Source organism: Micromonospora sp. NPDC023737 (assembly GCF_040639715.1).
Taxonomy (GTDB): Bacteria; Actinomycetota; Actinomycetes; order Mycobacteriales; family Micromonosporaceae; genus Micromonospora.
The window spans coordinates 501207-524875 of sequence record NZ_JBFAAL010000003.1 but is presented as its reverse complement, the minus strand read 5'-3'; the positions used below and the strand labels follow the sequence as shown (position 1 = coordinate 524875).

Below are 23669 nucleotides of genomic sequence, written 5' to 3'. Positions count from 1 at the left end.
GTCGGCCTTTCACTCGCGACTGCGGGGCTCGCTCCGCCCACTCCTCGCGCTCGCATCAGTGGGCCCCGACCAGCTGCTTGTCGGACAGCTTCGGCGCGGTGCGTCCCTCGATGTAGTCGAGGTAGTCCTGCTTGAAGTACTGCAGTGAGGAGGTCACCGAGCTGGTCGCGCCGTCACCCAGACCGCAGAACGACCGGCCCAGGATGTTGTCGCAGGTGTCGAGCAGGGTGTCCAGGTCCTCGTGGGTGCCCTGGCCGGAGAGGATCCGCCGGTACACCCGGACCATCCAGTAGTTGCCCTCGCGGCACGGGGTGCACTTGCCGCACGACTCGTGGTGGTAGAACTCCAGCCACCGGTACGTCGCGTAGACCGGGCAGTCCTGGTCGGAGAAGATCTGGGTGGCCGTGGTGCCGAGGATCGAGCCGGCCGCGGCCACCGACTCGAAGTCCAGCGGCACGTCCAGGTGTTCGGCGGTGAGCAGCGGGGTCGACGAGCCGCCCGGGGTCCAGAACTTCAGGTTGTGCCCGGGCTGCATCCCACCGGCCAGTTCGAGCAGCTCCCGCAGCGTGACGCCCATCGAGCACTCGAACTGGCCCGGGTTGGCGATCCGGCCGGAGAGCGAGTAGATCATCGGTCCGGAGGACTTCTCCGTGCCCATCGTCTTCCACCAGGCGGCACCGCCGAGCACGATGTACGGCACGCTCGCGATGGTGCCGACGTTGTTGACGACGGTCGGGCTCGCGTACAGGCCGTGGGTCGCCGGGAACGGCGGGCGGAGCCGGGGCTGGCCCCGGAAGCCCTCCAGCGAGTCCAGCAGCGCGGTCTCCTCACCGCAGATGTACGCCCCGGCGCCGGAGTGCACCACCAGTTCCAGGTCGAAGCCGGTGCCGAGGATGTTCCGGCCGAGGTAGCCCTTGGCGTACGCCTCCTGCACCGCGTTGCGCAGCCGCCGCGCGGCGTGCACCGCCTCACCCCGGATGTAGATGTAGGCGCGGTTGGCGCGGATCGCGTACGAGGCGATGATGACGCCCTCGACCAGCGAGTGCGGGTCGTGCGTCATCAGCGGCAGGTCCTTGCACGTGCCCGGCTCGCCCTCGTCGGCGTTGACCACCAGGTAGTGCGGCTTGCCGTCGCCCTGCGGGATGAACCCCCACTTGAGGCCGGTCGGGAAGCCCGCACCGCCCCGGCCGCGCAGTCCGGAGTCCTTGACCAGTTGGATGAGGTCGTCCGGGTGGGCCTTGAGCGCCTTGCGCAGGGCGGCGTAGCCGTCCAGCTTCTCGTAGGTGCCGATCCGCCAGGCGTCCGGCGACAGCCAGCGCTTGGTCAGGACCGGGGTGAGCTTGGCCAGCGTCTCCGGCCGAGGAGTGGTCACTTCTGGACCCCCGTTTCGCTCGCGACCGCCGGGCCTGCGCCGTCGCCGCCCGCCCCGGCCTCCGCTTCGTTGAGATTGCGCTCCCGCGCACCGGCGTCGTCACCGGCGGGCTTGCCGTCACCGGCCGGCGGGTTGGCCGCCACACCGGCGGCCTCCGCCTCCTGCGCGTCGCGTGGTGCCGGCGGCACCGAGTCCGACGGAACCTTGGTGCCGGGCGCGTCCGGGACGGCCGTGGCCGCGTCCGGCTGCCGGGTCTCGGCGGTACGCACCTGCGGCGACTTGTCGTCCGGCGCCCGCACGTCCGGCGCGGTGCTGCCGGTCGCCTGCTCCGGCTCCGCCACCTCGACCCCGGTCGGGGCGGACGCGCCGTCGCCACCCTTGACGGGAGCGGTGGGTGCCGACTTCGCGGCGGCGTCGGCCTTCGCCTTCTCCGCGGCCTCCGCCTTCGCCTTCTCCGCGTCGGCCCTGGCCTTCGCCTCCGCGGCGGCCCGGTCGGCCTCCGCCTTGCTCCGGATCGGCGTGTTCGGGTCGAAGCCCGGAACCGAGATGCCGTGCTGCTGGGCGAGGCGCAGCCCACGCAGGCTCGATTCGCCCGGGCCGCCGTCGGCGACCGCGCCCTCCCGCTCGTCGGCGAAGCCGGCGAGCTGGACGGCCATCTCCTTGAGCGTGCAGAGCCGGGCGCCCCGGGTCGGCATCGGCCGGCCACCGGCCCGCAGCTCGTCCACCACACCGACCGCGGCCTGCGGGTCGACGTTGTCGAAGAAGTCGTAGTTGACCGTCATGACCGGGCCGTAGTCGCAGGCGGCCAGGCACTCGGCGTGTTCGAGGGTGATCTTTCCGTCGGCGGTGGTCTCGTCGTGCCCGACGCCGAGGTGTTCGGCGAGGGTGTCGTAGACCTCCTGGCCGCCGAGCACGTTGCACATGGTGTTGGTGCAGACGCTGACCAGGTAGTCACCGGTCGGCTTGCGCTTGTACATGGTGTAGAAGGTGGCCACGGCGCCGACCTGGGCCTTGTTGAGGCCCAGCACCTCGGCGCAGAACTCCACACCGGCCGGGGAGACGTAACCCTCCTCGGCCTGCACCAGGTGCAGCAGCGGCAGCAGCGCCGAGCGGGACCGGTCCGCCGGATAGCGGGAGATGATCTCCCGCGCCCGCTCACGGGTCTGTTCGGTGAAGACAGTCATCAGCGCCGCCCTTCGTTCGCGACTGCGAGGCTCGCAAGCTCACTCCTGGCGCTCACCGGTCACAACCTCCCATTACCGGGTCCAGCGAGGCGCCACCTGCGATCACATCGGCGATCAGGCCGCCCTCGGCCATCGCCGGGAGTGCCTGGAGGTTGACGAAGCTCGGCTCCCGGTAGTGCACCCGGTACGGCCGGGTCCCACCGTCGGAGACCGCGTGCACGCCCAGCTCGCCGCGGGGCGACTCGATGCCGACGTACACCTGGCCGGGCGGGACACGGAAGCCCTCGGTGACCAGCTTGAAGTGGTGGATCAGCGACTCCATCGACTGACCCATGATCTTGGCGACGTGCTCGAGCGAGTTGCCCATGCCGTCGACGCCGATGGCCAGCTGGGCCGGCCAGGCGATCTTCCGGTCGGCGACCATCACCGGGCCCGGCTTGGCCAGCCGGTCCACCGCCTGCTCGACGATCTTCAGTGACTCGCGGATCTCGGCGAGGCGAACCTGGTAACGACCCCACACGTCACCGTCGGTGTGCGTCGGGACGCCGAACTCGTACGTCTCGTAGCCGCAGTACGGCATCGTCTTGCGCAGGTCCCAGGCGAGACCGGCGGAACGCAGCACCGGCCCGGTCACGCCGAGCGCCAGGCAGCCGGTCGCGTCGAGCACGGCCACGTTCTTCGTACGCTCGGTCCAGATCGGCTGGCCGGAGAGGAGGTCCTCGTACTCCTTGAGCCGCTTGGGCAGCAGCTTGAGGAAATCGCGGATCTTGATGATCGCGTCGTCCGGCACGTCCTGCGCCACACCGCCGGGACGGACGTACGCGTGGTTCATCCGCAGGCCGGTGATGAGCTCGAAGATCTCGAGGATGTACTCCCGCTCCCGGAAGCCGTACAGCATGATCGAGATCGCGCCGAGTTCCATGCCCGTGGTGGCCAGCCAGACCAGGTGCGAGGAGATCCGGTTGAGCTCCATCATGAGCACCCGGATCGTGTTGGCCCGCTCGGTCACCTCGTCGGTGATGCCGAGCAGCTTCTCCACCGCCAGCGAGTACGCGGTCTCGTTGAACAGCGGGGAGAGGTAGTCCATCCGGGTCACGAACGTGCTGCCCTGGACCCAGGTGCGGTACTCGAGGTTCTTCTCGATCCCGGTGTGCAGGTAGCCGATGACCGAGCGGGCCTCGCGGACCGTCTCGCCCTCCAGCTCCAGGATCAGCCGCAGCACGCCGTGCGTGGACGGGTGCTGCGGGCCCATGTTGACGACGATCCGCTCGTCGTTGATCGGGTCGGTGCCGGAGACGACCGAGTCCCAGTCCCCACCGGTGACGGTGAAGACCCTGCCCTCGGTGGTCTCCCGCTCGGTCGCGTAGTTCGAAGTGGTCACTGGTACGACCTCCGCTTGTCCGGGCCGCTAGCGGTACCGCGAATCTCGGCGCCCGTCACTGGTACGACCTCCGCTTGTCCGGCGGTGGAATCTCGGCGCCCTTGTACTCGACCGGCACACCGCCGAGCGGGTAGTCCTTGCGCTGCGGGTGCCCCTCCCAGTCGTCCGGCATGAGGATCCGGGTCAGGTTGGGGTGACCGTCGAAGACGATCCCGAACATGTCGTAGGCCTCGCGTTCCTGCCAGTCCGCCGTCGGGTAGACCGAGGTGACACTGGGCAGGTGCGGATTCTCGGCGGGGACGGCGGCCTCCAGCCGGACCCGACGGCGGTACGTCATCGAGGTGAGCTGGTAGACCACGTGCAGCCGGCGCTCGTCCGCACCGAGGTAGTCCACCCCGGACACCGACGAGCAGAGTTCGAAGCGGAGCGCCAGGTCGTCGCGCATCACCTGGCAGACCTCGGCGATCCGCTCGGGCCGGATGTGCAGGGTCAGCTCGCCCCGGTCGACCACGACCTTCTCGATCGCGTCCGCGAAGCCCGGGTAGGCCTCCTCCAGCGCGTCGTAGACCTCGTCGAAGTAGCTTCCGAACGGCCGCGCCGCTCCGGCGATCGGCCGACGCGGGCGGACCAGGCCGCCGAAGCCGGAGACGTCGCCGGAGCCCTGGTTGCCGAACATGCCGCGACCGGCCGGGCTGGACGGCGGGTGCTCGGCGGGAGCGCCACTGGTGGCCCCGGCCGGGGTCACCGGTACCGGCACCCCGCCGTCGTTCGGCTTGTCGTGAGGTGAGGTCACTTCTTCATGCCCCCGTACTGCTGAAGATGGTTCTGGGCCTTCATCCAGTTCTCGATCCGCAGCTGCTCCTCGCGGCCTTCGCGGACCGCCTTCGTCCACTCGGCACGGCGGTCCTTGTCGCTGCGGTACGACGACGGCATCGAGCCGTAGGGGACGACCGGGACGTCGCCGCGTTCCTTGCGCGCCTCGAGCATCTTGCGTCCGGTCGGGCCGAGCGGCTCGTGCATGATCTTTTCGCGGAGCTTGAGGATCGCGTCGATGAGCATCTCCGGCCGGGGCGGGCAGCCGGGCAGGTACATGTCGACGGGCACCACGTGGTCGACGCCCTGCACGATCGCGTAGTTGTTGAACATGCCGCCGCTGCTGGCGCAGACGCCCATCGAGAGCACCCAGCGCGGCTCCGCCATCTGGTCGTAGATCTGGCGCAGCACCGGGGCCATCTTCTGGCTGACCCGACCGGCCACGATCATCAGATCCGCCTGGCGGGGCGAGGCGCGGAACACCTCCATGCCCCAGCGACCCATGTCGTAGTGCGGGCCGCCGGCCGCCATCATCTCGATGGCGCAGCACGCCAGACCGAACGTGGCGCCCCACACGGACGACTTCCGGGACCAGTTGACGAGCTTCTCCACCGAGGTCAGCAGGATGCCGGCGGGGAGCTTCTCCTCGATGCCCATCTGACGTTCCTTCCTCAGTCCCAGTCCAGGCCGCCACGCCGCCACACGTAGGCGTACGCGACGAAGACCGCGACGATGAACAGGACCATCTCCACGAAGCCGAAGATCGGCAGGGCGTCGAACGAGACCGCCCACGGGTAGAGGAAGATGATCTCGATGTCGAAGACGATGAAGAGCATCGCCGTCAGGTAGAACTTGATCGGGAAACGCCCGCCGCCCACCGGCTGCGGGCTGGGCTCGATGCCGCACTCGTACGCCTCGAGTTTGGCCTTGTTGTATCGCCGGGGACCGGCGAAGCGGGCGGCGGCCACGGAGAACAGCGCGAACGCCGCGGCGAGGGCGAACAGCCCGATGATGGGTGCGTAAGGCGAGAGCGACATCTTCTTCTCCTGCTCGTCCTTCCCTGCCCTCGTTGACGAGAATCACACTATTCACGTCCCCCGAAGTGTTCGCCGCCGGGGGGCGGGTCTGTCCGACCGGTCCGGTCCCTTCGCAGGTCACCGGGGGTCTATGTCATACCGCCGGCGCAACCCGCGTCATCGCATTGATGACCCGGTCCATCGCGTCCCCGCCACGCGGGTCGGTCAGGTTGGCCAACAGCTTCAGTACGAAGCGCATCAGCGTCGGGTGCGGCATGCCGTGCTTCGTCGCCATCCGCATCACCTCGGGGCGGCCGATGAGCTTCACGAACACGCCGCCGAGCCGGTAGTAGCCGCCGAAGCGGGCCTTGAGCTCGGCCGGGTACGCCTGCAAAGCCCGCTCGCGCTCGACGCCGGCCGGTCGGGACAACGCCTGCACGACGACCTCCGCGGCCAGCTCGCCGGACTCCATGGCGTACGCGATGCCCTCGCCGTTGAACGGGTTCACCATGCCGCCGGAGTCACCGACCAGCAGCACCCCGCGGGTGTAGTGCGGGACGCGGTTGAAGCCCATCGGCAGCGCGGCGCCGAGGATCGGACCGTCCGCATTGGTCTCGTCGGTCATCCCCCAGTCCTCGGGGGTGTTCGCCAGCCAGTCCGTGAGCAGCCGCCGGTAGTTGGTCTTCCCGAACGCGGAGGACGAGTTGAGTACCCCGAGTCCCACGTTGACCCGACCGTCACCGAGGCCGAAGATCCAGCCGTAGCCGGGCAGCAGGTTGTCGCCGCTCTCCTTGCTGCGCAGTTCGAGCCAGGACTCCAGGTAGTCGTCGTCGTGCTTCGCCGGGGAGCGGTAGTAGCGGCGCACGGCCACCCCGATCGGCCGGTCCTCGCGCTTGGCCAGCCCGAGCGCGAGCGGGAAGCGGCCGGAGACGCCGTCGGCCGCGACCACCAGCGGGGCGTGGAAGGTGGCGGGGGCCTTGTCCGGTCCGACCTCGGCCTGCACGCCGATCACGCGGCCGTCGGCGTCGAGCACCGGGCCGACGACGTTGGTGTTCGTGCGCAGCGTGGCACCGGCGGCGACAGCTCGCTCGGAGAGCAGTTGGTCGAAGTCCATCCGGGTACGGACCAGGCCGTAGTTGGGGAAGCTCGCGAGGTCGGGCCAGTCCAGTTCCAGCCGGACACCGCCGCCGATCACCCGCAGCCCCCGGTTGTGCAGCCACCCCGCCTCGGGTGAGGTGTCCACACCCATCCGGATCAACTGGCGCACCGCGCGCGGGGTCAACCCGTCGCCACAGACCTTCTCCCGCGGGAACTCGGTCTTCTCCAGCAACAACACCCGTACCCCGTGCTGGGCCAGGTGGTATGCCGTAGCCGAGCCACCGGGACCGGCGCCCACGACGATCACGTCGGCGTCATGCTCCACCGCGGACATCCGCGCCTCCTCCCGCCTGCTCGTGAAATGCTTCACAAGCCAACCGCTGGGAGTCTATGACCGACGTCTCATCCCCGCTTGACCAGGGGGGCCTAAGTTACCGATGTGACACCTTCGAGCGCATCGAGAGCAGTCGGTGTCAGGCTTCTTCGACGCGCCCTCAGGCCCGGCTGGGGGCGTCGAGGCCCGCGTCGACCCGGATCGTTTCGGGGAGATGGTCGCGCAGCGCACCGCCGGCCGCGCGATCCAACGCGGCGAGCACCTCGGCGACCACCTGACGGACGTCGGCCGGGTCGGCGCCGGCCAGCTCCCGCAGCTGCGCGATGAGTTCGGCCGCGTCGTCGTCGGTGGCGTCCACCCGGTCCGCCGGCTCTGGTCCCGTCATGGGGGCGAGCTTACGACGCAAAGTGGACTAAAGACGGATATTCGCAGAAAAGTGACTGGGTGGCCGCGGCTGTGTGACTACTCGCGGACGGCCCGGTGCAGAGCGACGATCCCACCGGTCAGATTGCGCCAGGCCACCTTCCGCCAACCGGCCGCGCCGACCCGGGTGGCGAGCGCCGGCTGATCGGGCCAGGCGCGGATCGACTCGGCGAGGTAGACGTACGCGTCGGGGTTGCTGGAGACCGTACGGGCGACCGCCGGCAGCGAGCGCATCAGGTAGGAGAGGTAGACGGTACGGAAAGCCGGGTTGACCGGGGTGCTGAACTCGCACACCACCAGCCGGCCACCAGGCCGGGTGACCCGGGCCAGTTCACGCAGCGCGGCATCGGCGTCAGCGACGTTGCGCAGCGCGAAGGAGATGGTCACCGCGTCGAAGCTGGCGGCGGCGAACGGCAGCCGCAGCGCGTCCCCGGCCAGCAGCGGCACACTGGGCCGGCTGTGCTTGCCGGCGTACAGCATGCCGAGGGAGAGGTCCGCACCGACCGCGTACGCCCCGGACTGGGCCAGTTCCTCGGTCGAGACCCCGGTGCCGGCGCCCACGTCGAGCACCCGCTCACCGGGGCGCAGCCCGAGCGCGGCCCGGGTGGCCCGCCGCCAGGACCGGTCCTGCCCGAAGGAGAGGACCGTGTTCGTCAGGTCGTAACGCGCCGCCACGCCGTCAAACATCGCGGCGACCTCGTGCGGCTGCTTGTCCAGGCTGGCGCGCTGGCCGTAAGGGGTGCGACTCACCCCTCCACTCTGCCAGCCGCCCTTCGCCGGAGCGCCGGTGGGTTCGACGTACGCGAAGGGGCGGGGTGACGTGCGTCACCCCGCCCCTTCCAGCGGTACGCGTCAGTCGGTCGACTTCTCGTCGCCCGGCGTCACCAGCACGACCCGGCGCCGCCGCGACATCAGCAGCAGCGCGCCACCGGTCAGCAGGATCGCCCCGCCGATGCCACCGATCAGGCTGACCTGCACGCCGGTCACCGGCAGGCCGCCGTCAGCACCACCACCGCCGGCACCGCCGGCGCCCGGTGCCGGCGTGGTGGTCGCCGTGCTGCCCGGGCTCGGGGTCGCCGTCGGCTCGCCGCTCGGCGTGACGGTGGGCGAAGGGGTCGGCGTGACGGTGGACGAAGGGGTCGGCGTGGGCTGGGCCGACAGATCCACGAAGACGTCGAACAGTGCCGTGTTGTCGCCCTGATCGGTCTCGGTGAACGCCTTGCGCTGCGTCTCGCTCGCGATCTGCGGCGTCTCCTCCGGCTGCCCCTCGGTGCCGTCGACCCCGCCCTCGGCCCAGAGGATGCCCGGGCGGAGCAGCGCCTCGGTGACGTCCTCGCCGACCTTCACCCGGACATCAGCGGTGTAGTACTGCCCCGGTGCCAGCACCGCGCCGGAGTCCTCGCAGTACGCCTGCGCGCCACCACCGACGAGTTCCGGGTCGGCGACCTCGCAGCTCTCCGGCAGCTGCGCGAACGTCACGCCGAGCGGCAGCGCGATGCCGTAGGCGATGCTGGTCGCCTTGCGACTCCCGTCGTTGTAGACGGCCCAGTCCAGCGGCACCGTCTCACCACGCGGCACCGGCTTCAGGTCCGGCTCATCCCGAACCGCGCCGTTGACCACGACGTTCGCCTGGACGTCCTGCACCCAGGAGGTCAGGTCGTAGCCGGGCTTGGCGACGGTGATCCGGTGCGCGATCTCGTCCCCGTCCGAATTGGCGGCCGTGATGGTCACGCGTAGGTTGCCGGCCGCCCCGCGAGCCCCGGTCGAGAAGAGCGGGATGCCGAAGTCCTCGGTGGTGCCCGCGGGGACGTCACCGAGGGGGCAGCTGAACACGTTCTCGCCCGTCGCGTCGCACCCGGGAGGCATCACGACGCCGACCTTGTGCTCCTTGAGCTTCTTCATGTCGACGGTGACCCGGACGTCCTTGGCGTCGACCGTGCTCGTGTTGTTGACCTGAAACTTGAACGGCTTGGCCTTGGCTTCCTTGACGCCCTTGGCCAGCTCGTAGCTCAACGGAATCAGCTGCAGCTCCGCCTGGTCGGCGGCGTGCGCCTGGGTGGCGACGGTGGCGAGGCCACCGGCCACGACCATGGCCACGGTGCCGATGCGCGCGAACGCGGATCGGTGGAACTGTCTCATCGGTCCCCCGGGGGTGAGGAGAGAAATCGAAGAAGTGCTTCACGAACCCGAGCGGACGTTATCGAACGCCGATGTGTCGCGCCAGCGCCCACGCTGCGAATTCATCCGTCCGTCCAGGGTCGGATGAACGGTGCGGGCGGGAATGGTCAACCATCCCGCCCGCACCCACTCGCTTCGGCATCATCCGCGATCGGCGGCCCCGGGCCGCCGGAAAACTCGCGGGAATTCGTTCACCCCGGACCGGCCGACATGGACGGGGCGGGCAGCACGCCTCAGTTGGCCTGGACCAGCGGTAGGGACTTCCCGACACCCCCACCCGGGAGGGCGATCGAGGAGAAGTGCGACACCACCCGGTCGTCGGTCGGGTCGTCCGCCGGAGTCCAGTGCACGGCGAGCCGGTGGTAGAGAGTGTCCCGCTGGGCCGGGATCCGACCGGCCGTACGGATCATCGAGATCAGCTCGTGCAGGTTGGACCGGTGCCGGGCCCCGGCCGAGGAGATGACGTTCTCCTCCAGCATGATCGAGCCGAGGTCGTCCACTCCCATGTGCAGCGAGAGCTGGCCGACGTCCTTGCCGGTGGTCAGCCAGGACGCCTGCAGGTGCGGCACGGTCTCGAAGAAGAGCCGGGCCACCGCGATCAGGCGCAGGTACTCCAGCGTGGTCGCCTGGGTACGCCCCTTCAGGTGGTTGTTCTCCGGCTGGTACGTCCACGGGATGAACGCGCGGAAGCCACCGGTGCGGTCCTGCACGTCGCGGATCATCCGCAGGTGCTCGATCCGCTCGGCGTTGGTCTCGCCGGTGCCCATCATCATCGTCGCGGTGGACTCGAGGCCCTGCCGGTGCGCCAGCTCCATGACCTCCAGCCAGCGCTCGCCGGACTCCTTCAGCGGGGCGATGGCCTTGCGCGGCCGCTCGGGCAGCATCTCCGCCCCGGCGCCCGCGATCGAGTCGAGCCCCGCCGCCTTGATCCGGGCGATCGCCTCGTCCAGGCTCACTCCGGAGACCTTGGCCATGTGCAGGATCTCGCTCGGACCGATCGAGTGGATCGCCAGCTGGGGGTACGCCTGCTTGACCGCGGAGAAGAGCTCCTCGTAGTACTCCACGCCGTACTCCGGGTGGTGCCCGCCCTGGAGCATCACCTGGGTGGCGCCCAGGTCGACCGCCTCGCCGCAGCGACGCAGGATCTCCTCGGTCGAGTGGGTCCAGCCCTCGCTGTGCTTCGGCGCCCGGTAGAAGGCGCAGAACTTGCACGCCGTCACGCAGACGTTCGTGTAGTTGATGTTGCGATCGATCAGGTACGTGACGATGTTGTCCGGGTAGCGCCGGCGGCGCACCGCGTCGGCTGCCTCGCCGAGGGCGTGGAAGGGCGCGTCGGTGTAGAGAAGCAGAGCCTCCTCGGGCGTGATCCGCCCGCCGTCCGCGCCACGCTGCAGGATGTCGTCGATCTCCCTCACCATCACACCCCGAGCCTACGCCGACCGGCGCAGAGCGCTCTGGACGGGCGTTCCGGCCCGCGACGCGTCTCGGGGCCGGCGGGTCGGTCGCCGACGCGACCCACGGGACGAGAGGTCGCCCTCACGCGTCGTAGTCGACGACCAGCTTGTCGGTGACCGGACTCGACTGGCAGGTCAGGACGTAGCCGGCGGCGATCTCGTCGGGCTCCAGGGCGTAGTTGCGGGCCATCTCGACCTCGCCCTCCACCACCTTCGCCTTGCAGGTCGAGCAGACCCCGCCCTTGCAGGCGTACGGCAGCTCGCCGCGGACCTTCAGCGCCGCGTCCAGCACCCGCTCGTCCCGACGCATGGTGAGGCTCGACGAGCGGCCGTCCAGCACGATCGTCACCTCCGTCCCGGCCCCGGCCTCGTCCACCGGCCGGCGCGGCGGCTCCGGCGGGCCGTCGACGTGGAACAGTTCCGTGTGCACCGCCGACTCCGGAACGCCACGCGCGGCGAGCGTCTCCCGGACGTCGACCACCATGCCGTACGGGCCGCAGAGGAACCACTCCTCGACGCGCTCGCCCGGCACGATCGTCTCCAGCAGGCGGACCATCCGGTCGGCGTCGATCCGTCCGGAGAGCAGCGGCGATTCGCCCTGTTCCCGGGAGAGCACGTGCACCAGGTGCAGCCGGGTGGGGTACCGGTCCTTCAGGTCGGCCAGTTCCTCGGCGAACATCACGGTGTTCGTGCGTCGGTTGCCGTACACCAGGGTGAAGGTGCTGGCCGGCTCCACGGCGAGCGCGGTCGAGACCAGCGCGAGCACCGGGGTGATGCCGGAGCCGGCCACGATCGCGCCGTAGTGGCGGGCGCGGCCCGGGTCGAACGCGGACGTGAAGTGGCCGAGCGGGGGCAGCACGTCGACGGTCTCGCCGCCACGCAGCACTCCGCAGGCGAACGTGGAGAATGCGCCACCGGGCACCTCCCGCACGCCGATCCGCAGCCGGCCGTGCCGAACCAGGTCGTCCGGGGTGGAGCAGATCGAGTACGACCGGCGCACGTCGGTGCCGTCCTCGGCGGCACGCCGGACGGTCAGGTGCTGCCCGGCGCGGAACGCGAACGTGTCCCGCAGCTCCTCGGGCACGGCGAAGGTGATCGCCACGGCGTCGTCGGTGAGCCGGTCGACGGCGGCGACCGGAAGCGGGTGGAAGACGGGCCGGCGACGGACCGGCCGGGTGATGGTGACTGTCACAGCGCCTTCAGGTGGTCGAAGGGTTCGGAGCAGGAGCGGCACCGCCAGAGCGATTTGCACGCTGTGGAGCCGAAGTGGCTGAGCTGTTCGGTCTCCGGCGAGCCGCAGCGGGGGCAGCGCACCGAGAGGGTCAGCGGTACGACGCCGGGCGCGCGCACCGGCTGGGGCGGCGCGATGCCGGCGGCGGCCAGCTTCGCCCGGCCGGACTCGGAGATCCAGTCGGTGCTCCACGCCGGGGCGTGGACGGTGCGGACCTCGGCGTCCGGATGGCCGGCAGCGGTCAGCGCGCGGCGGATGTCGGCGCGGATCACGTCCATCGCCGGGCAGCCCGTGTACGTGGGGGTGATGGTGACGACCACTCGGCCGGTCGCCGGGTCCTCGTCGACCGACCGCAGGATGCCCAGCTCGTCGATGGTGAGAACCCGGATCTCCGGGTCCACCACCGCTGCCGCGGCCTCCCTCGGATTCACCGCCGCCACCCTCCGTCCACGACCGCGGGGCTGTTCACCACTTCGCCCCCGGGTGGGCACGGTGCAGCACCTGCATCTCGGCGAGCAGGTACGACAGGTGCTCGGTGTGCACGCCGTCCCGCCCGCCGGCCGGCGCCCAGCCGGTCTCCGGCCGGGTCAGGGTGGCCTCGGTCAGCACGGCCGCCACGGTCGCGTCGAACTCCGGCCGCAGGGTGGCCGGGTCGACCGGCGCGCCGGGGGCGGCGGCGAAGAGTTCCGCGACGTACGGCCAGACCTGGTCGACCGCCGCCTGCATCCGGCGGTGCGACTCCTCGGTGCCGTCACCGAGCCGCTTCACCCAGAGCGAGGCGTGATCGAGGTGGTACGCCGACTCCTTGCGCGTCTTGGACCCGATGGCGGCGAGCCGCTCGTCGGCGCACTCCGCGAGCGCGGTGTAGAGCGGCAGCTGGTACGCCGACAGGAAGAGCAGCTTCGCCATGGTGACCGCGAAGTCGCCGTTGGGCTGCTCGACCAGTAGGCAGTTGCGGAACTCCCGGTCGTCGCGCAGGTAGGCGAGCGCGTCCTCGTCCCGGCCGGCGCCCTCCAGCTCACCCGCGTACGTCAGCAGCAGCCGGGCCGCGCCGAGCTGGTCGAGGGCGATGTTCGCCAGCGCGATGTCCTCTTCCATCTCGGGGGCGCGGGTGGTCCACTCGGCGAGCCGCTGCGCGGCGATCAGCGCGTCGTCGCCGAGGCCGAGGGTGAATTCGAAGGGGCCGTTCACAGGTGCGCCACCCCGTCCGGCACCTCGTAGAAGGTGGGGTGGCGGTAGACCTTGTCGGCCGCCGGGTCGAAGAAGGCGTCCTTCTCGTCCGGGCTCGACGCGGTGATCGCGCTCGCCGGCACCACCCAGATCGACACACCCTCCTGCCGTCGGGTGTAGAGGTCGCGGGCGTTGCGCAGGGCCAGCTCCGCGTCCGGGGCGTGCAGGCTGCCGACGTGGGTGTGCGACAACCCACGCCGGGCCCGGACGAAGACCTCCCACAGAGGCGACGGATCGGTCACGCTGCCACCTTCTCCTTGTTCTCCGCCGCCCGCTTGGCGGCGTACGCCGTGGCGGCCTCGCGTACCCAGGCGCCGTCGGCGTGGGCCTGGCGGCGGTGGGTCATCCGCTGCCGGTTGCACGGCCCGTCGCCCTTGATGACCCGCATCAGCTCGTCGTAGTCGGGCTGGGTGTAGTCGTACGCCTGCCGTTCGTCGTTCCAGCGCAGGTCGGGGTCGGGAATGGTCAGGCCGAGGATCTCGGCCTGCTGGACGCACATGTCGACGAAGCGCTGGCGCAGCTCGTCGTTCGAGAAGCGCTTGATCTTCCAGGCCATCGACTGCGTGGAGTGCGTCGACTCGCCGTCCGGCGGGCCGAACATCGCCAGGGACGGATACCACCAGCGGTCCAGCGCGTCCTGGGCCATCGCCTTCTGTTCAGCGGTGCCGTGGGAAAGTGTGTGCAGGATCTCGTAACCCTGCCGCTGGTGGAACGACTCCTCCTTGCAGATGCGGATCATCGCGCGGGCGTACGGACCGTAGGAGCACCGGCACAGCGGCACCTGGTTGACGATCGCAGCGCCGTCGACCAGCCAGCCGATGGCGCCGACGTCCGCCCAGGTGAGGGTGGGGTAGTTGAAGATCGAGCTGTACTTCTGCCGGCCGTTCAGGAGCAGGTCGACCAGCTCGTCGCGGCTGATCCCGAGGGTCTCGGCGGCGGCGTAGAGGTAGAGCCCGTGCCCGGCCTCGTCCTGGACCTTGGCAAGCAGGATGGCCTTGCGCTTGAGCGACGGCGCCCGGCTGATCCAGTTTCCTTCCGGCTGCATGCCGATGATCTCGGAGTGGGCGTGCTGGGCGATCTGCCGGATCAGCGTCTTGCGGTACGCCTCCGGCATCCAGTCGCGTGGCTCGATCTTCTGGTCCGCCTCGACGACCTCGGCGAAGAACCCCGCCAGGTCGTCGTCGGACGCGGGCGCACCCCGCCGCTGTCGGGCCGCCGCCTCCCGCAGGGCGGCCTCGGCCGCCTCGACCTCACCGAGCAGGCCGCCGCCGGATGCCTCCTCCGGGGCGCCGAAGTCGTTGCCATACATGACGACAAGTGTTACAGCTCACGACCGGATACACCAGGGGGTGTAATAGGAATCCGAGCACATCTTCCGAATCGGATCGTCAGTCGAGGCGCGCCCCACTTACGGAACTTTTACGGACAGTCGGGATAACGTGCCCTCCAAAAGAATCATGAATGCCCCCACAAGTCGCATAACGGTTCGATATCCCGTCTTCACGGCAACTTGCCAGGTGCCAGGTTCTGGCATATCGCAGTTGCGGACGTAGACTTCCGACGTCACACCGATCGGCTGGCGACGATCGCCGTCCCCACGGGCTGTGGACCCTCCCCGGCCTGGGCGATCAACCGGTCCGTCCTGACAGAAAGCCGGTCCCCCCGGCCCCTACATCTGGAGTTCACCCACTCATGCGTTCCCGCGTGACCATGGTGCTCGCCGTCGCGGCAGTCCTCCTCGGTAGCGCCTTGATCGTTCCGACCGCCTACGCCCGCCTTTCCAGCGGCGACGGCGGCAGCAGCGGTGGGGGTGGCGGGGCCAGTGTCGCCGCGCCCGCACCCACTCCACCGCCACCGCCGACCCTGGCCGCCGGCCCGGTCACGGTGGACTTCGACGGCGAGTTCTTCTCGTGGGCCCTCATGGACCGGAAGACCGGCAAGATCTCCGGGTCGAAGAACATGGCCTCGACCAGCTCGACCGAGTCGATGATCAAAGCCTGGATCGTCAGCGACTACCTGCGCCAGCTCGATGACGAGAAGCCTCCGACCGACATGCTGAAGGCGGCCAGCCTCGCCATCCGGGACAGCAACGACGACGCGGCCAACAAGGTCTACTACGCCGCCGGCGGCTCGTATCAGAAGCTGCCGAACGGCCAGCCGAGCCCGGTGATCAAGCGGGCGATCAGCATCTGCGGCCTCACCGACACCAAGCGCGGCAACGTGCCGCCCTGGGAAGGCTGGTGGAGCTTCACCCGGATGTCGCCGCGGGACGCCGTCCGGCTCGGCGACTGCATCGCCGACGGCAAGGCGGCCGGCCCGCAGTGGACCAAGTGGGTGCTCACCGAGATGAGCAAGGTCCGCGGCAGCGTGAAGGACCAGCAGGAGAAGTCCGGCGGCGGCAAGTGGGGGATCATCGACGGCCTGCCCGCGTCGATCAAGTCGCAGGGTCCGGTCAGCATCAAGAACGGTTGGACCCCGCTCAACTACGACGGCAACTGGCACGTCAACTGTCTCGCCGTCACCGGCAAGTGGAGTCTCGCCGTGATGTTGCGCTACCCGCAGAAGGAAGGCCTCAGCTACGGCGCGAAGGCCTGCGCCAGCGTGGCCACCCAGTTGGTGACTCCGCAGCCCGGCGCCGTGCTCAAGGTGCCGCAGCAGCCGGTCGGGAAGCTCTGATGGCCGGCGACCGGCGGAGCCGGGACGCGTCCCCGCTGCGGCTGATCGCCGTCGCGGTGATCCTCATCGGCCTGGTGCTCGTGTCGCTGCGCCTGCTGCCCGGCTCGCCGTTCGTGTCCCAGGCCGCAGCGACGTGGGGCGCGGGCGCCGGCGACGGCACACGGGCCACCAACGCACCCGGCGACCGCAGCACCCGGCCCTCGGCGGAGCCGAGCCCCAGCCCCTCCCTGCCACCGCTGCCGTTCGAGGCCAAGGACCTCGACCTCGACATCGAGGGCTGGTACGGGTGGGCCGTCCTGGACCGGCGGACCGGCGAGATCATCGGATCGAAGACCATGGACGAGACCAGCACCACCGCCTCGCTGATCAAGTCCTGGGTCGTCGCCGACTACCTGCGCCGGGCCGACGAGAAGGGGCAGAAGCCGAGTGACGCCAAACTCGCCGACGCCACGCTGATCATCCGGGACAGTGACAACACCAGGGCCGAGCAGTTCTACGACAGCGTCGGACGGGCCGCCTCGATCAAGCGCGCGATCTCGATGTGCGGCCTCACGGACAGCAGCGTCGCCCCCGACGGCGGCTGGAGCCGTACCGCCCTCTCCCCCCGGGACGTGGCCCGGCTCGGCAACTGCATCGCCGAGGGCAAGGCCGCCGGCCCTGAGTGGACCGACTGGCTGCTCAACGAGATGCGCGAGGTCCGCGGTACCGGTGACTTCGGCATCCGGAAGGCGTTCCCGGCCGCCGAACGGAAGCAGATCGCCATCAAGAACGGGTGGATCGACCGGACCAGGGAGCAGGAGATGCACATCAACTGCCTGGCCATCGGCGACACCTGGACGATGGGCGTGATGGTCAAGTACCCGATCGACATGGGCTACGACTACGGCATGAAGAACTGCCAGAAGATCACCGAAGCCCTGCTCCGCGACGCCACCTGACCCATCGAGAACCGAACGAGAGACCGCCCTGGCCGCAGCGATGGCCAGGGCGGTCTCTCGTCGAAGAGGTGGAAGGACCGCACCGAGCGGCGGCCACGTCCCGAGTGGTCAGCCGGCGAAGAAGGCGGGGCCGTCCGCCGGCAGTTCCGGCGCCTCGCCGAGGGCGGCGGCCCGCCGGGCGAACTCGCGCAGGCCGGCGACCTGCCGCTCACCGAGGGAGAAGTCCAGGGTCCGGAAGTACGTGGCCAGGGTCTCCGCGTCGAACGGTTCCCAACGGGCACCGGCCTCGGCGACCTGGTCCAGCTCCGTCAGGGAGAGGTCACGGGAGCGCAGGAACGCCTCGTGCACCTCCTTGACCCGGCCTGGGTGGGCAGCCGCGAAATCGCGGCGTACCGCCCAGACCGCGAAGACCATCGGTAGCCCGGTCCAATCCCGCCAGGCCTGCCCGAGGTCGGTGACCTCCAGGCCCCGCTTCGGCGCCTCGTAGAGCGCGCGCAGCGCCACGTCACCGATCACCACCGCGGCGTCCGCCTCCAGCAGCATCTGCGTCAGGTCCGGCGGGCAGCGGAAGTACTCGGGGCGCACGCCGTACCGCTCGCCGAGCAGCAGTTGCGCGAGCAGCACACCGGTCCGCGAGGTCGAGCCGAGCGCGACCCGGGCACCGTCCAGCTCGTTGAGCGGCCGGGTGGAGACGATGTTTACCGAGAGCACGGGCCCGTCGCTGCCGACCGCCAGGCCCGGCAGGAGCAACAGCTCGTCGGCGTGCCGCAGGTACTCGAGCTGCGAGATCGGCCCGATGTCCAGATCGCCGGCGACCAGCGCGGAGTTCAGCTGGTCCGGCGTGTCCTTGTACAGGTCCACGTCGATCAGCGCTCCGGATCGCATCAGCCCCCAGTAGATCGGGAGGCAGTTCAGGAACTGGATGTGCCCGACCCGAGGGCGGGCGATGCGATCAGCAGCCATGCCCTGACCGTATCCCCGCCCGCGGGCGTCGGCTCAGCGGCCCGGTGTGGGAGTGGCCAACCCCGCATCCGGCACGCGTGCCGCCTCCGCCCGCTCCTCCGGGGCCGGCGCCTCCCCACCGCTCCCGACCGGGACCCGACCGTCGCGCTCGGCCCGCGCCGCCCTGGAGAGAGGTACGGCCAGCACCGCGACCGCGATCAAGCCGGCGACCCCGGCGGCGACCACCAACGGCCGGGGGGCGAGCAGTTCGAGCAGGAACCCGCCTGCCAGATAGCCCACCATCGACGCGCCCTGCACGGCTCCCACGTACACCGCGAAGGCGCGACCGCGGGCCGCCTCGGGCACCCGACGGGCCAGCAGCACGTTGCCGAAGACGTTGTCGCCTCCGTTGCAGATCCCCCCGACGAACCAGATCGGCACCAGCAACGCCGCCGACGGCACGGCCGCCGACGCTAGGACGGCCAGGCAGCATCCACCGAGCAGTGCGAGATTGCCGCCCGCGAGCGCCGCGTCGCCGCGGAGGCGCCCGGCCACCCGCGCGAAGATCCACGCACCGGCCAGGACACCCAGCGTCCAGCAACCGGTCACCAGCCCGTACATCGTCGTCGTGCTGTGCAGCGTCTCGCGGATGAAGAAGACCTCCACGACGTTGATGGCACCGACCGCGCCGATCACCCCAGCCACAGCGACCACGGTGGCGAGCAGCAGCGGATCGCGGCGCAGCCGCCAGTCAGGTGTCGCACCGTCGCTGCCGACCTCGCTTCCCGGCGCCGACCTGCGGCCGCCCCGCCGGGTACGGATCAGGAGCCCGGCCCCCACGAGGGCGAGGTAGCTGGCCGCGTCGATCAGCAACGGGAGGCGTACCCCGAACCCGCCGACCAGCACTCCGGCGAGGGCCGGGCCGGCGAGCACGCCGAGCGTGCCGGCCGACTGTTGCAGGGCGCTGGCGCGGGGCAGGTCCGTCGGCCGGACCATCGCGGGCACCAGGGCGGCGAGCACCGGTTGGGTCACCGCCAGACCGGCGGCGAGGAGCCCGACGAGGAGGATCACCAGCGCCGGGTGCGGGGTGTGCGCGAGCGCCAGGCAGATGACTGCCTGTGCCAGACCGACGACCACCAGCAGCGTGCGGCTGTCCACCCGGTCGGCGAGCCGCCCGGTCAGCGGGGCCAGCGCCACCAGCGGCAGGGTCGCGGCCAGCAGCAGGCCGGAGACGGCCAGGCCGCCGGCCCCGGCGCTCTGCAGGGTGAGGGTGAGCGCGCTCGCGGCGAGGAAGTCGCCACAGCTGGAGATGCCGCGGGCGGCGGTGACGAGCCAGACGTCTGACCAGCGCGAGGGAGCACTTGTGAAGGACATACTTCGAAAATAATCCTTCACAAGTGCTCGGGGCAACCCCTGTTCACTCCAGAGGCAGCGCCTTGTAGTGAATCGAGACGGTCCGGGCGTCGGACGGCGGATCGGTACGCGTCCGCTTGCGGTACGGCTCCAGCAGCCGATCCACCGCACCGTTCAGCTCGGCGAGCTCCGCCGCGGTGATCAGTAGCTGGCTGTCGAAGAGCCGGGCGACGTCGTACCACTCGGGCGGCTCGGCAGACGCGCGCCGCAACCAGTTGCGGCTGCGCTCCAGCTCGACGGCGAGGAACGCCTCGACGAGCGCGGTCTGCGCCGCCACCGCCTCCGGCTCGGCGTCCCGACCGGCGTCCACCGTCCAACTGGAGCTGACGGTCCGCCAGATCCGCTCCCGCGCGTCACCACGGCTCGGCGCCGGCTCGATGAGGCCGGCCTTGGCCAGCTCCCGCAGGTGATAACTGGTGGCACTCGGCGACAGGCCGGCGACCTCGGCGGACTCGGTGGCCGTGGCGCCCTCCTGGAGCGCACTCAGGTGTTCCATGATCGCGAGTCGGGCCGGATGGGCCAGCGCCCGCATCACCTGCGGGTCGCTGATCCTCAGCCCACGTCGCTCGGCAGGCGGCTCGGTCATACCCCCCATGATCCCGGCCGTTGCCCCACCTCGCCGTCCGCCCCTCCCAGCGCGACGACGATGCCCGACAACTCACCCCCCGCCGACGACGCGCCTCGTCACCGACCCGATAGGAAGGGACGATGCGAATCAGCGCGACCATCGGTCAGATCCCGACGCCCTGGGACATCAGTACAAATCTCGCGTCCATCGAAGCGGTGGTGGCCGAGAGCGAACCGGACGACCTCGTGCTGCTACCCGAGGGGGCCATCTCGGGATACGCACCGGACCTGTCGCCACTCGCCACGCTCGACCAGGCCCACCTCGCCGACGCGATCGAGCGGGTCGCCGAACTGGCACGACATCGGGGAGTCCACATCTTCTGCGGCTCACTCCTGCCGGAGCAGGGCGGCTGGTGGAACGTCGCGCTGCACTTCCCGCCGTCCGGTGGGCGATGGGTCTACCGGAAGATCAACCTCGCGGTGAACGAGCGGGCGGCGGCGCTCCGGGCCGGTACCGAGCTGCCCACGCGGCAGGTACGTCAGCCCGACGGGGAGTTCGCCGTCGGCGTGCAGCTGTGCCGGGAGATCCGCTACCCCGAGCAGTGGCAGCACCTGGCGCGTTCGGGCGCGCAGGCATTCGTCTACCTCACCAACGCCGCCAGTCCCGAGGCGACCCCCGGTGTCTGGCGCAGCCACCTGATCAGCCGAGCGGCCGAGAACCAGCGGTTCGTCTTCTCGGTGAACCTCGCCGATCCCCGCCAGCACTGCCCGACCATGGTCGTGTCGCCACGGGGCGAGGTGCTCGCCGAGCTGCCGCCCGGCCAGGCGGGCACGCTCCGGGTCACCGTCGACCTGGCCGAGGTCTCGGACTGGACCCTCGACCAACAGCGACGGGACGTGGTCGACCTGCGGTACCGACCCGACGCCCGCGATCATGCCTGACGCCCGTGGCCCTGCAGCCCGGTTGGCCGGTTGGCCGGTTGGCCGGTTGGCCCCGAGCAGTAGACATCAGCACGAGGTTGATACCTCTGGGGCATAAAAATGCCTGAGAGGTATCAACCTCACCGGCATGGCCGTCAGGCGGGACGCGCAGACGTGTCCGCGCAGGACGGGTGCCCGGATCAAGGCGGCCGGCACGGCGACTGCACGGCGGCCGGCGGGATCGGGCCGGGAAATCACTCGGCGTCGGCGGCGTCGAGGCGTAGGGTGGACGACCGCGCGCGCTGACGCGCGCCTCCTGCCTACGGGCACAGCCGGCACCGCGTCGACGGAGCGCCGGGCGGCCCAGGTCAACCGATCACACGAACGCACCGGAAGGTCGCCTCGGATGACCCTTGCTGCCCACACGTCGAACGACCCCGCCGGCCTCGATGACGAGCTGTCGTCGGAACGAGCCCACCTGGAGAGTTCCCGAGCGGCGCTGCGCCGGATGCGGGAACGCGCGGAGGCCCTCTTCTCCACCGGCGACAAGGTCGCCGGTGACTCGTACACCGCCGAACAGCTGGGCCGCCACATGGCCCGGCGAGTGAAGGAACTGGCGGACGATCCGACCACCCCGCTCTTCTTCGGCCGGCTGGACTTCGGCGGGACCGCCGACCGCCGGCACAGCGACGACGCCGGACCCGACGACGAGGTCGTCGGGGTGTACCACGTCGGACGGCGGCACGTCACCGACGAACTGGGCGAGCCGATGGTGATCGACTGGCGGGCCCCCGTCTCCCGGTCGTTCTACCGGGCCAGCGCCCGGGACCCGCAGGGGGTGACCGTCCGCCGGCGGTTCGGGTTCAGCACCGGCGCGCTGACCAGCTTCGAGGACGAGCATCTGGACCGGGGCGAGGAACTCGGCACCGCGAGCCGGATCCTGACCGCCGAGATCGAACGCCCCCGCGTCGGGCCGATGCGGGACATCGTCGCCACCATCCAGCCGGAGCAGGACGAGCTGGTCCGAGCCGACCTCGCCGACTCGATCTGCGTGCAGGGGGCGCCGGGAACCGGAAAGACCGCGGTCGGGCTGCACCGGGCTGCTTTTCTGCTCTACCTGCACCGGGAGCGGCTGAACCGGTCCGGTGTGCTGATCGTCGGGCCGAACCGGGCATTCCTGTCCTACATCGCGGCGGTGCTGCCCGCTCTCGGCGAGGTGGAGGTGGAGCAGTCCACGGTGGAGGACCTGTTAGCCCGCGTGCCGGTGCGCGCGGTCGAGGACGTCACCACGGCGACGCTGAAGCACGACGTACGGCTGGCGGAGGTGCTGCGCCGCGCCCTCGAGATCCACATCGGGGAGCCGACCGAGCCGATCATGGTGTCCGACGGCTCGTTCCGCTGGCGGATCGGGCTGGAGCCGCTGTTTCGGGTGCTCGAGGAGACCCGCCAGGAGAAGCTGCCGTACGCCGTCGGCCGCGAGCGGGTCCGGGCGCGGGTGGTCAGCCTGCTGCAACGGCAGTCCGAGGCGCGCCGCGCCGAGTCGCCCAGCGACGCCTGGCTGCGCCGGATGGCGAAGTCGAAGCCGGTGACCACCTTCCTCGACGCGGTCTGGCCGGCGGTCACCCCCGAGGGCCTGGTGCACACCCTGCTCGCCGACCCGGCGGCACTCGCCGCCGCGGCGGACGGTCTGCTCACCGAGGCCGAGCAGGCGCAGCTGACCTGGGCGAAGCCTCCGCGCACCGCGAAGGCGACCCGGTGGACAGCCGCGGACGCGGTCCTCATCGATGAGGCCGCAGGACTGATCGAGCGACCCGCCGGCTTCGGCCACGTCGTCATCGACGAGGCGCAGGACCTCTCGCCGATGCAGTGCCGGGCCATCGCACGGCGCAGCGAGCACGCGTCGATCACCCTCCTCGGCGACCTGGCCCAGGGCACCGCCCCCTGGGCCGCCACCGACTGGCACGAGACCCTCGCCCATCTGGGCAAGCCGGACGCGGTGGTGGTTCCGTTGACGGTCGGCTTCCGGGTACCGGCCGCCGTGGTCGCGTTCGCGAACCGGTTGCTCCCGGCACTCGCCGTGAACGTCCCGCCGGCCGAGTCGCTACGTCGTGACGGCGGCCTCGACGTACGTACGGTCACGGATCTGACCGAAGCGACGGTGACCGAGGTGCGGGCGGCGCTCACGCACGACGGCTCGGTCGGTGTCATCGCCGCGGACGACGCGGTGGAGCAGCTGCGGGCGGCGCTCGCCGACGCGGGGGTCGAGACCGCGACCGCCGACGACGTGTCGACCGCGGCGCGGGTCACCGTGGTGCCGGCGACGCTGGTGAAGGGTCTGGAGTACGACCACGTGGTGGTCGTCGAGCCGGCCGCGATCGTGGCCGCCGAGCCACGCGGCCTGCACCGGCTCTACGTCGTGCTGACCCGGGCGGTGTCCCGGCTGGCTGTGCTGCACCGGGAGCCGCTGCCGGCCGCACTGGCCGGCTGAACGGCCGCGG

22 protein-coding genes and 1 pseudogene are annotated in these 23669 nt (G+C 70.6%); 4 read left to right on the top strand and 19 right to left on the bottom strand.

Going from position 1 to position 23669, the window contains the following annotated elements; translation table 11 throughout:
* Positions 1-55: 55 nt before the first annotated feature.
* The 16 genes and pseudogenes from nuoF to paaA form a co-directional block, all read right to left on the bottom strand.
* Positions 56-1372: an NADH-quinone oxidoreductase subunit NuoF gene (gene nuoF, locus AB0F98_RS11280; protein ID WP_357732317.1), complete on the bottom strand. Its 1317-nt coding sequence runs from the start codon at positions 1370-1372 to the stop codon at positions 56-58.
* Positions 1373-1788: 416 nt separating this feature from the next.
* Positions 1789-2556: pseudogene (nuoE, locus tag AB0F98_RS11275) on the bottom strand (NADH-quinone oxidoreductase subunit NuoE); the annotation flags it as partial.
* Between the two features lie 52 nt (positions 2557-2608).
* Complete coding sequence (locus tag AB0F98_RS11270; protein ID WP_357732313.1) at positions 2609-3937, bottom strand: NADH-quinone oxidoreductase subunit D; 1329 nt, start codon at positions 3935-3937, stop codon at positions 2609-2611.
* Between the two features lie 55 nt (positions 3938-3992).
* On the bottom strand, positions 3993-4730 hold the full coding sequence (locus AB0F98_RS11265; protein WP_357732310.1) for an NADH-quinone oxidoreductase subunit C: 738 nt from the start codon (positions 4728-4730) through the stop codon (positions 3993-3995).
* Entirely contained in the window at positions 4727-5407 is a 681-nt protein-coding gene (locus AB0F98_RS11260; protein WP_076469131.1) for an NADH-quinone oxidoreductase subunit B, read from the bottom strand. Before AB0F98_RS11260 ends, AB0F98_RS11265 begins: the two co-directional genes overlap by 4 nt.
* Positions 5408-5421: 14 nt before the next feature.
* Positions 5422-5787 carry an NADH-quinone oxidoreductase subunit A gene (locus tag AB0F98_RS11255; protein WP_076469129.1) on the bottom strand — a complete coding sequence of 122 codons (366 nt, stop codon included), beginning with the start codon at positions 5785-5787 and terminating at the stop codon, positions 5422-5424.
* A 133-nt stretch (positions 5788-5920) separates the two neighbouring features.
* A complete protein-coding gene (locus AB0F98_RS11250) occupies positions 5921-7198 on the bottom strand; it encodes a geranylgeranyl reductase family protein (protein ID WP_357732305.1) in 1278 nt (425 codons plus the stop codon).
* Positions 7199-7358: 160 nt separating this feature from the next.
* Entirely contained in the window at positions 7359-7583 is a 225-nt protein-coding gene (locus tag AB0F98_RS11245; RefSeq protein ID WP_076469124.1) for a hypothetical protein, read from the bottom strand.
* A gap of 77 nt (positions 7584-7660) precedes the next feature.
* The gene (locus tag AB0F98_RS11240) at positions 7661-8371 is read right to left on the bottom strand and encodes a demethylmenaquinone methyltransferase (protein WP_357732300.1); all 711 of its coding nucleotides are present in this window, start codon (positions 8369-8371) and stop codon (positions 7661-7663) included.
* A 102-nt stretch (positions 8372-8473) separates the two neighbouring features.
* Positions 8474-9760: an LPXTG cell wall anchor domain-containing protein gene (locus tag AB0F98_RS11235; RefSeq protein ID WP_357732297.1), complete on the bottom strand. Its 1287-nt coding sequence runs from the start codon at positions 9758-9760 to the stop codon at positions 8474-8476.
* 272 nt (positions 9761-10032) lie between these two features.
* Entirely contained in the window at positions 10033-11217 is a 1185-nt protein-coding gene (gene mqnC / locus AB0F98_RS11230) for a cyclic dehypoxanthinyl futalosine synthase (RefSeq protein ID WP_357732500.1), read from the bottom strand.
* 118 nt (positions 11218-11335) lie between these two features.
* On the bottom strand, positions 11336-12445 hold the full coding sequence (paaE, locus tag AB0F98_RS11225; protein WP_357732295.1) for a 1,2-phenylacetyl-CoA epoxidase subunit PaaE: 1110 nt from the start codon (positions 12443-12445) through the stop codon (positions 11336-11338).
* Positions 12442-12915 carry a 1,2-phenylacetyl-CoA epoxidase subunit PaaD gene (paaD, locus tag AB0F98_RS11220; RefSeq protein ID WP_357732292.1) on the bottom strand — a complete coding sequence of 158 codons (474 nt, stop codon included), beginning with the start codon at positions 12913-12915 and terminating at the stop codon, positions 12442-12444. The genes paaE and paaD overlap by 4 nt, the downstream gene beginning before the upstream one ends.
* A 34-nt stretch (positions 12916-12949) precedes the next feature.
* Complete coding sequence (paaC, locus tag AB0F98_RS11215) at positions 12950-13675, bottom strand: 1,2-phenylacetyl-CoA epoxidase subunit PaaC (RefSeq protein ID WP_357732289.1); 726 nt, start codon at positions 13673-13675, stop codon at positions 12950-12952.
* Entirely contained in the window at positions 13672-13956 is a 285-nt protein-coding gene (gene paaB / locus AB0F98_RS11210) for a 1,2-phenylacetyl-CoA epoxidase subunit PaaB (RefSeq protein ID WP_076469106.1), read from the bottom strand. Before paaB ends, paaC begins: the two co-directional genes overlap by 4 nt.
* Positions 13953-15023: a 1,2-phenylacetyl-CoA epoxidase subunit PaaA gene (gene paaA / locus AB0F98_RS11205; protein ID WP_357732286.1), complete on the bottom strand. Its 1071-nt coding sequence runs from the start codon at positions 15021-15023 to the stop codon at positions 13953-13955. Before paaA ends, paaB begins: the two co-directional genes overlap by 4 nt.
* Before the next feature lie 383 nt (positions 15024-15406).
* Here paaA and AB0F98_RS11200 point away from each other — a divergent pair, with 383 nt between their 5' ends.
* Positions 15407-16390, top strand: a complete 984-nt coding sequence (locus AB0F98_RS11200; protein WP_357732283.1) for a hypothetical protein — start codon at positions 15407-15409, stop codon at positions 16388-16390.
* Positions 16390-17328 carry a serine hydrolase gene (locus AB0F98_RS11195; RefSeq protein WP_357732280.1) on the top strand — a complete coding sequence of 313 codons (939 nt, stop codon included), beginning with the start codon at positions 16390-16392 and terminating at the stop codon, positions 17326-17328. Before AB0F98_RS11200 ends, AB0F98_RS11195 begins: the two co-directional genes overlap by 1 nt.
* A gap of 108 nt (positions 17329-17436) precedes the next feature.
* Here AB0F98_RS11195 and AB0F98_RS11190 read toward each other — a convergent pair whose 3' ends face one another.
* Genes AB0F98_RS11190 through AB0F98_RS11180 form a run of 3 tightly spaced genes read right to left on the bottom strand, consistent with a single transcriptional unit; the run spans position 17437 to position 20269 of the window.
* The gene (locus AB0F98_RS11190; protein WP_357732277.1) at positions 17437-18291 is read right to left on the bottom strand and encodes a menaquinone biosynthesis protein; all 855 of its coding nucleotides are present in this window, start codon (positions 18289-18291) and stop codon (positions 17437-17439) included.
* 33 nt (positions 18292-18324) lie between these two features.
* The gene (locus AB0F98_RS11185) at positions 18325-19644 is read right to left on the bottom strand and encodes an MFS transporter (RefSeq protein ID WP_357732274.1); all 1320 of its coding nucleotides are present in this window, start codon (positions 19642-19644) and stop codon (positions 18325-18327) included.
* A gap of 43 nt (positions 19645-19687) precedes the next feature.
* Entirely contained in the window at positions 19688-20269 is a 582-nt protein-coding gene (locus AB0F98_RS11180) for a metalloregulator ArsR/SmtB family transcription factor (RefSeq protein ID WP_357732272.1), read from the bottom strand.
* Positions 20270-20391: 122 nt separating this feature from the next.
* On the opposite strand from AB0F98_RS11180, the gene AB0F98_RS11175 reads away from it, so the two are divergent.
* Both AB0F98_RS11175 and AB0F98_RS11170 read left to right on the top strand, forming a co-directional pair.
* Positions 20392-21192, top strand: a complete 801-nt coding sequence (locus AB0F98_RS11175) for a carbon-nitrogen hydrolase family protein (protein WP_357732269.1) — start codon at positions 20392-20394, stop codon at positions 21190-21192.
* 385 nt (positions 21193-21577) lie between these two features.
* On the top strand, positions 21578-23659 hold the full coding sequence (locus AB0F98_RS11170) for an AAA family ATPase (RefSeq protein ID WP_357732266.1): 2082 nt from the start codon (positions 21578-21580) through the stop codon (positions 23657-23659).
* Positions 23660-23669: the final 10 nt, after the last annotated feature.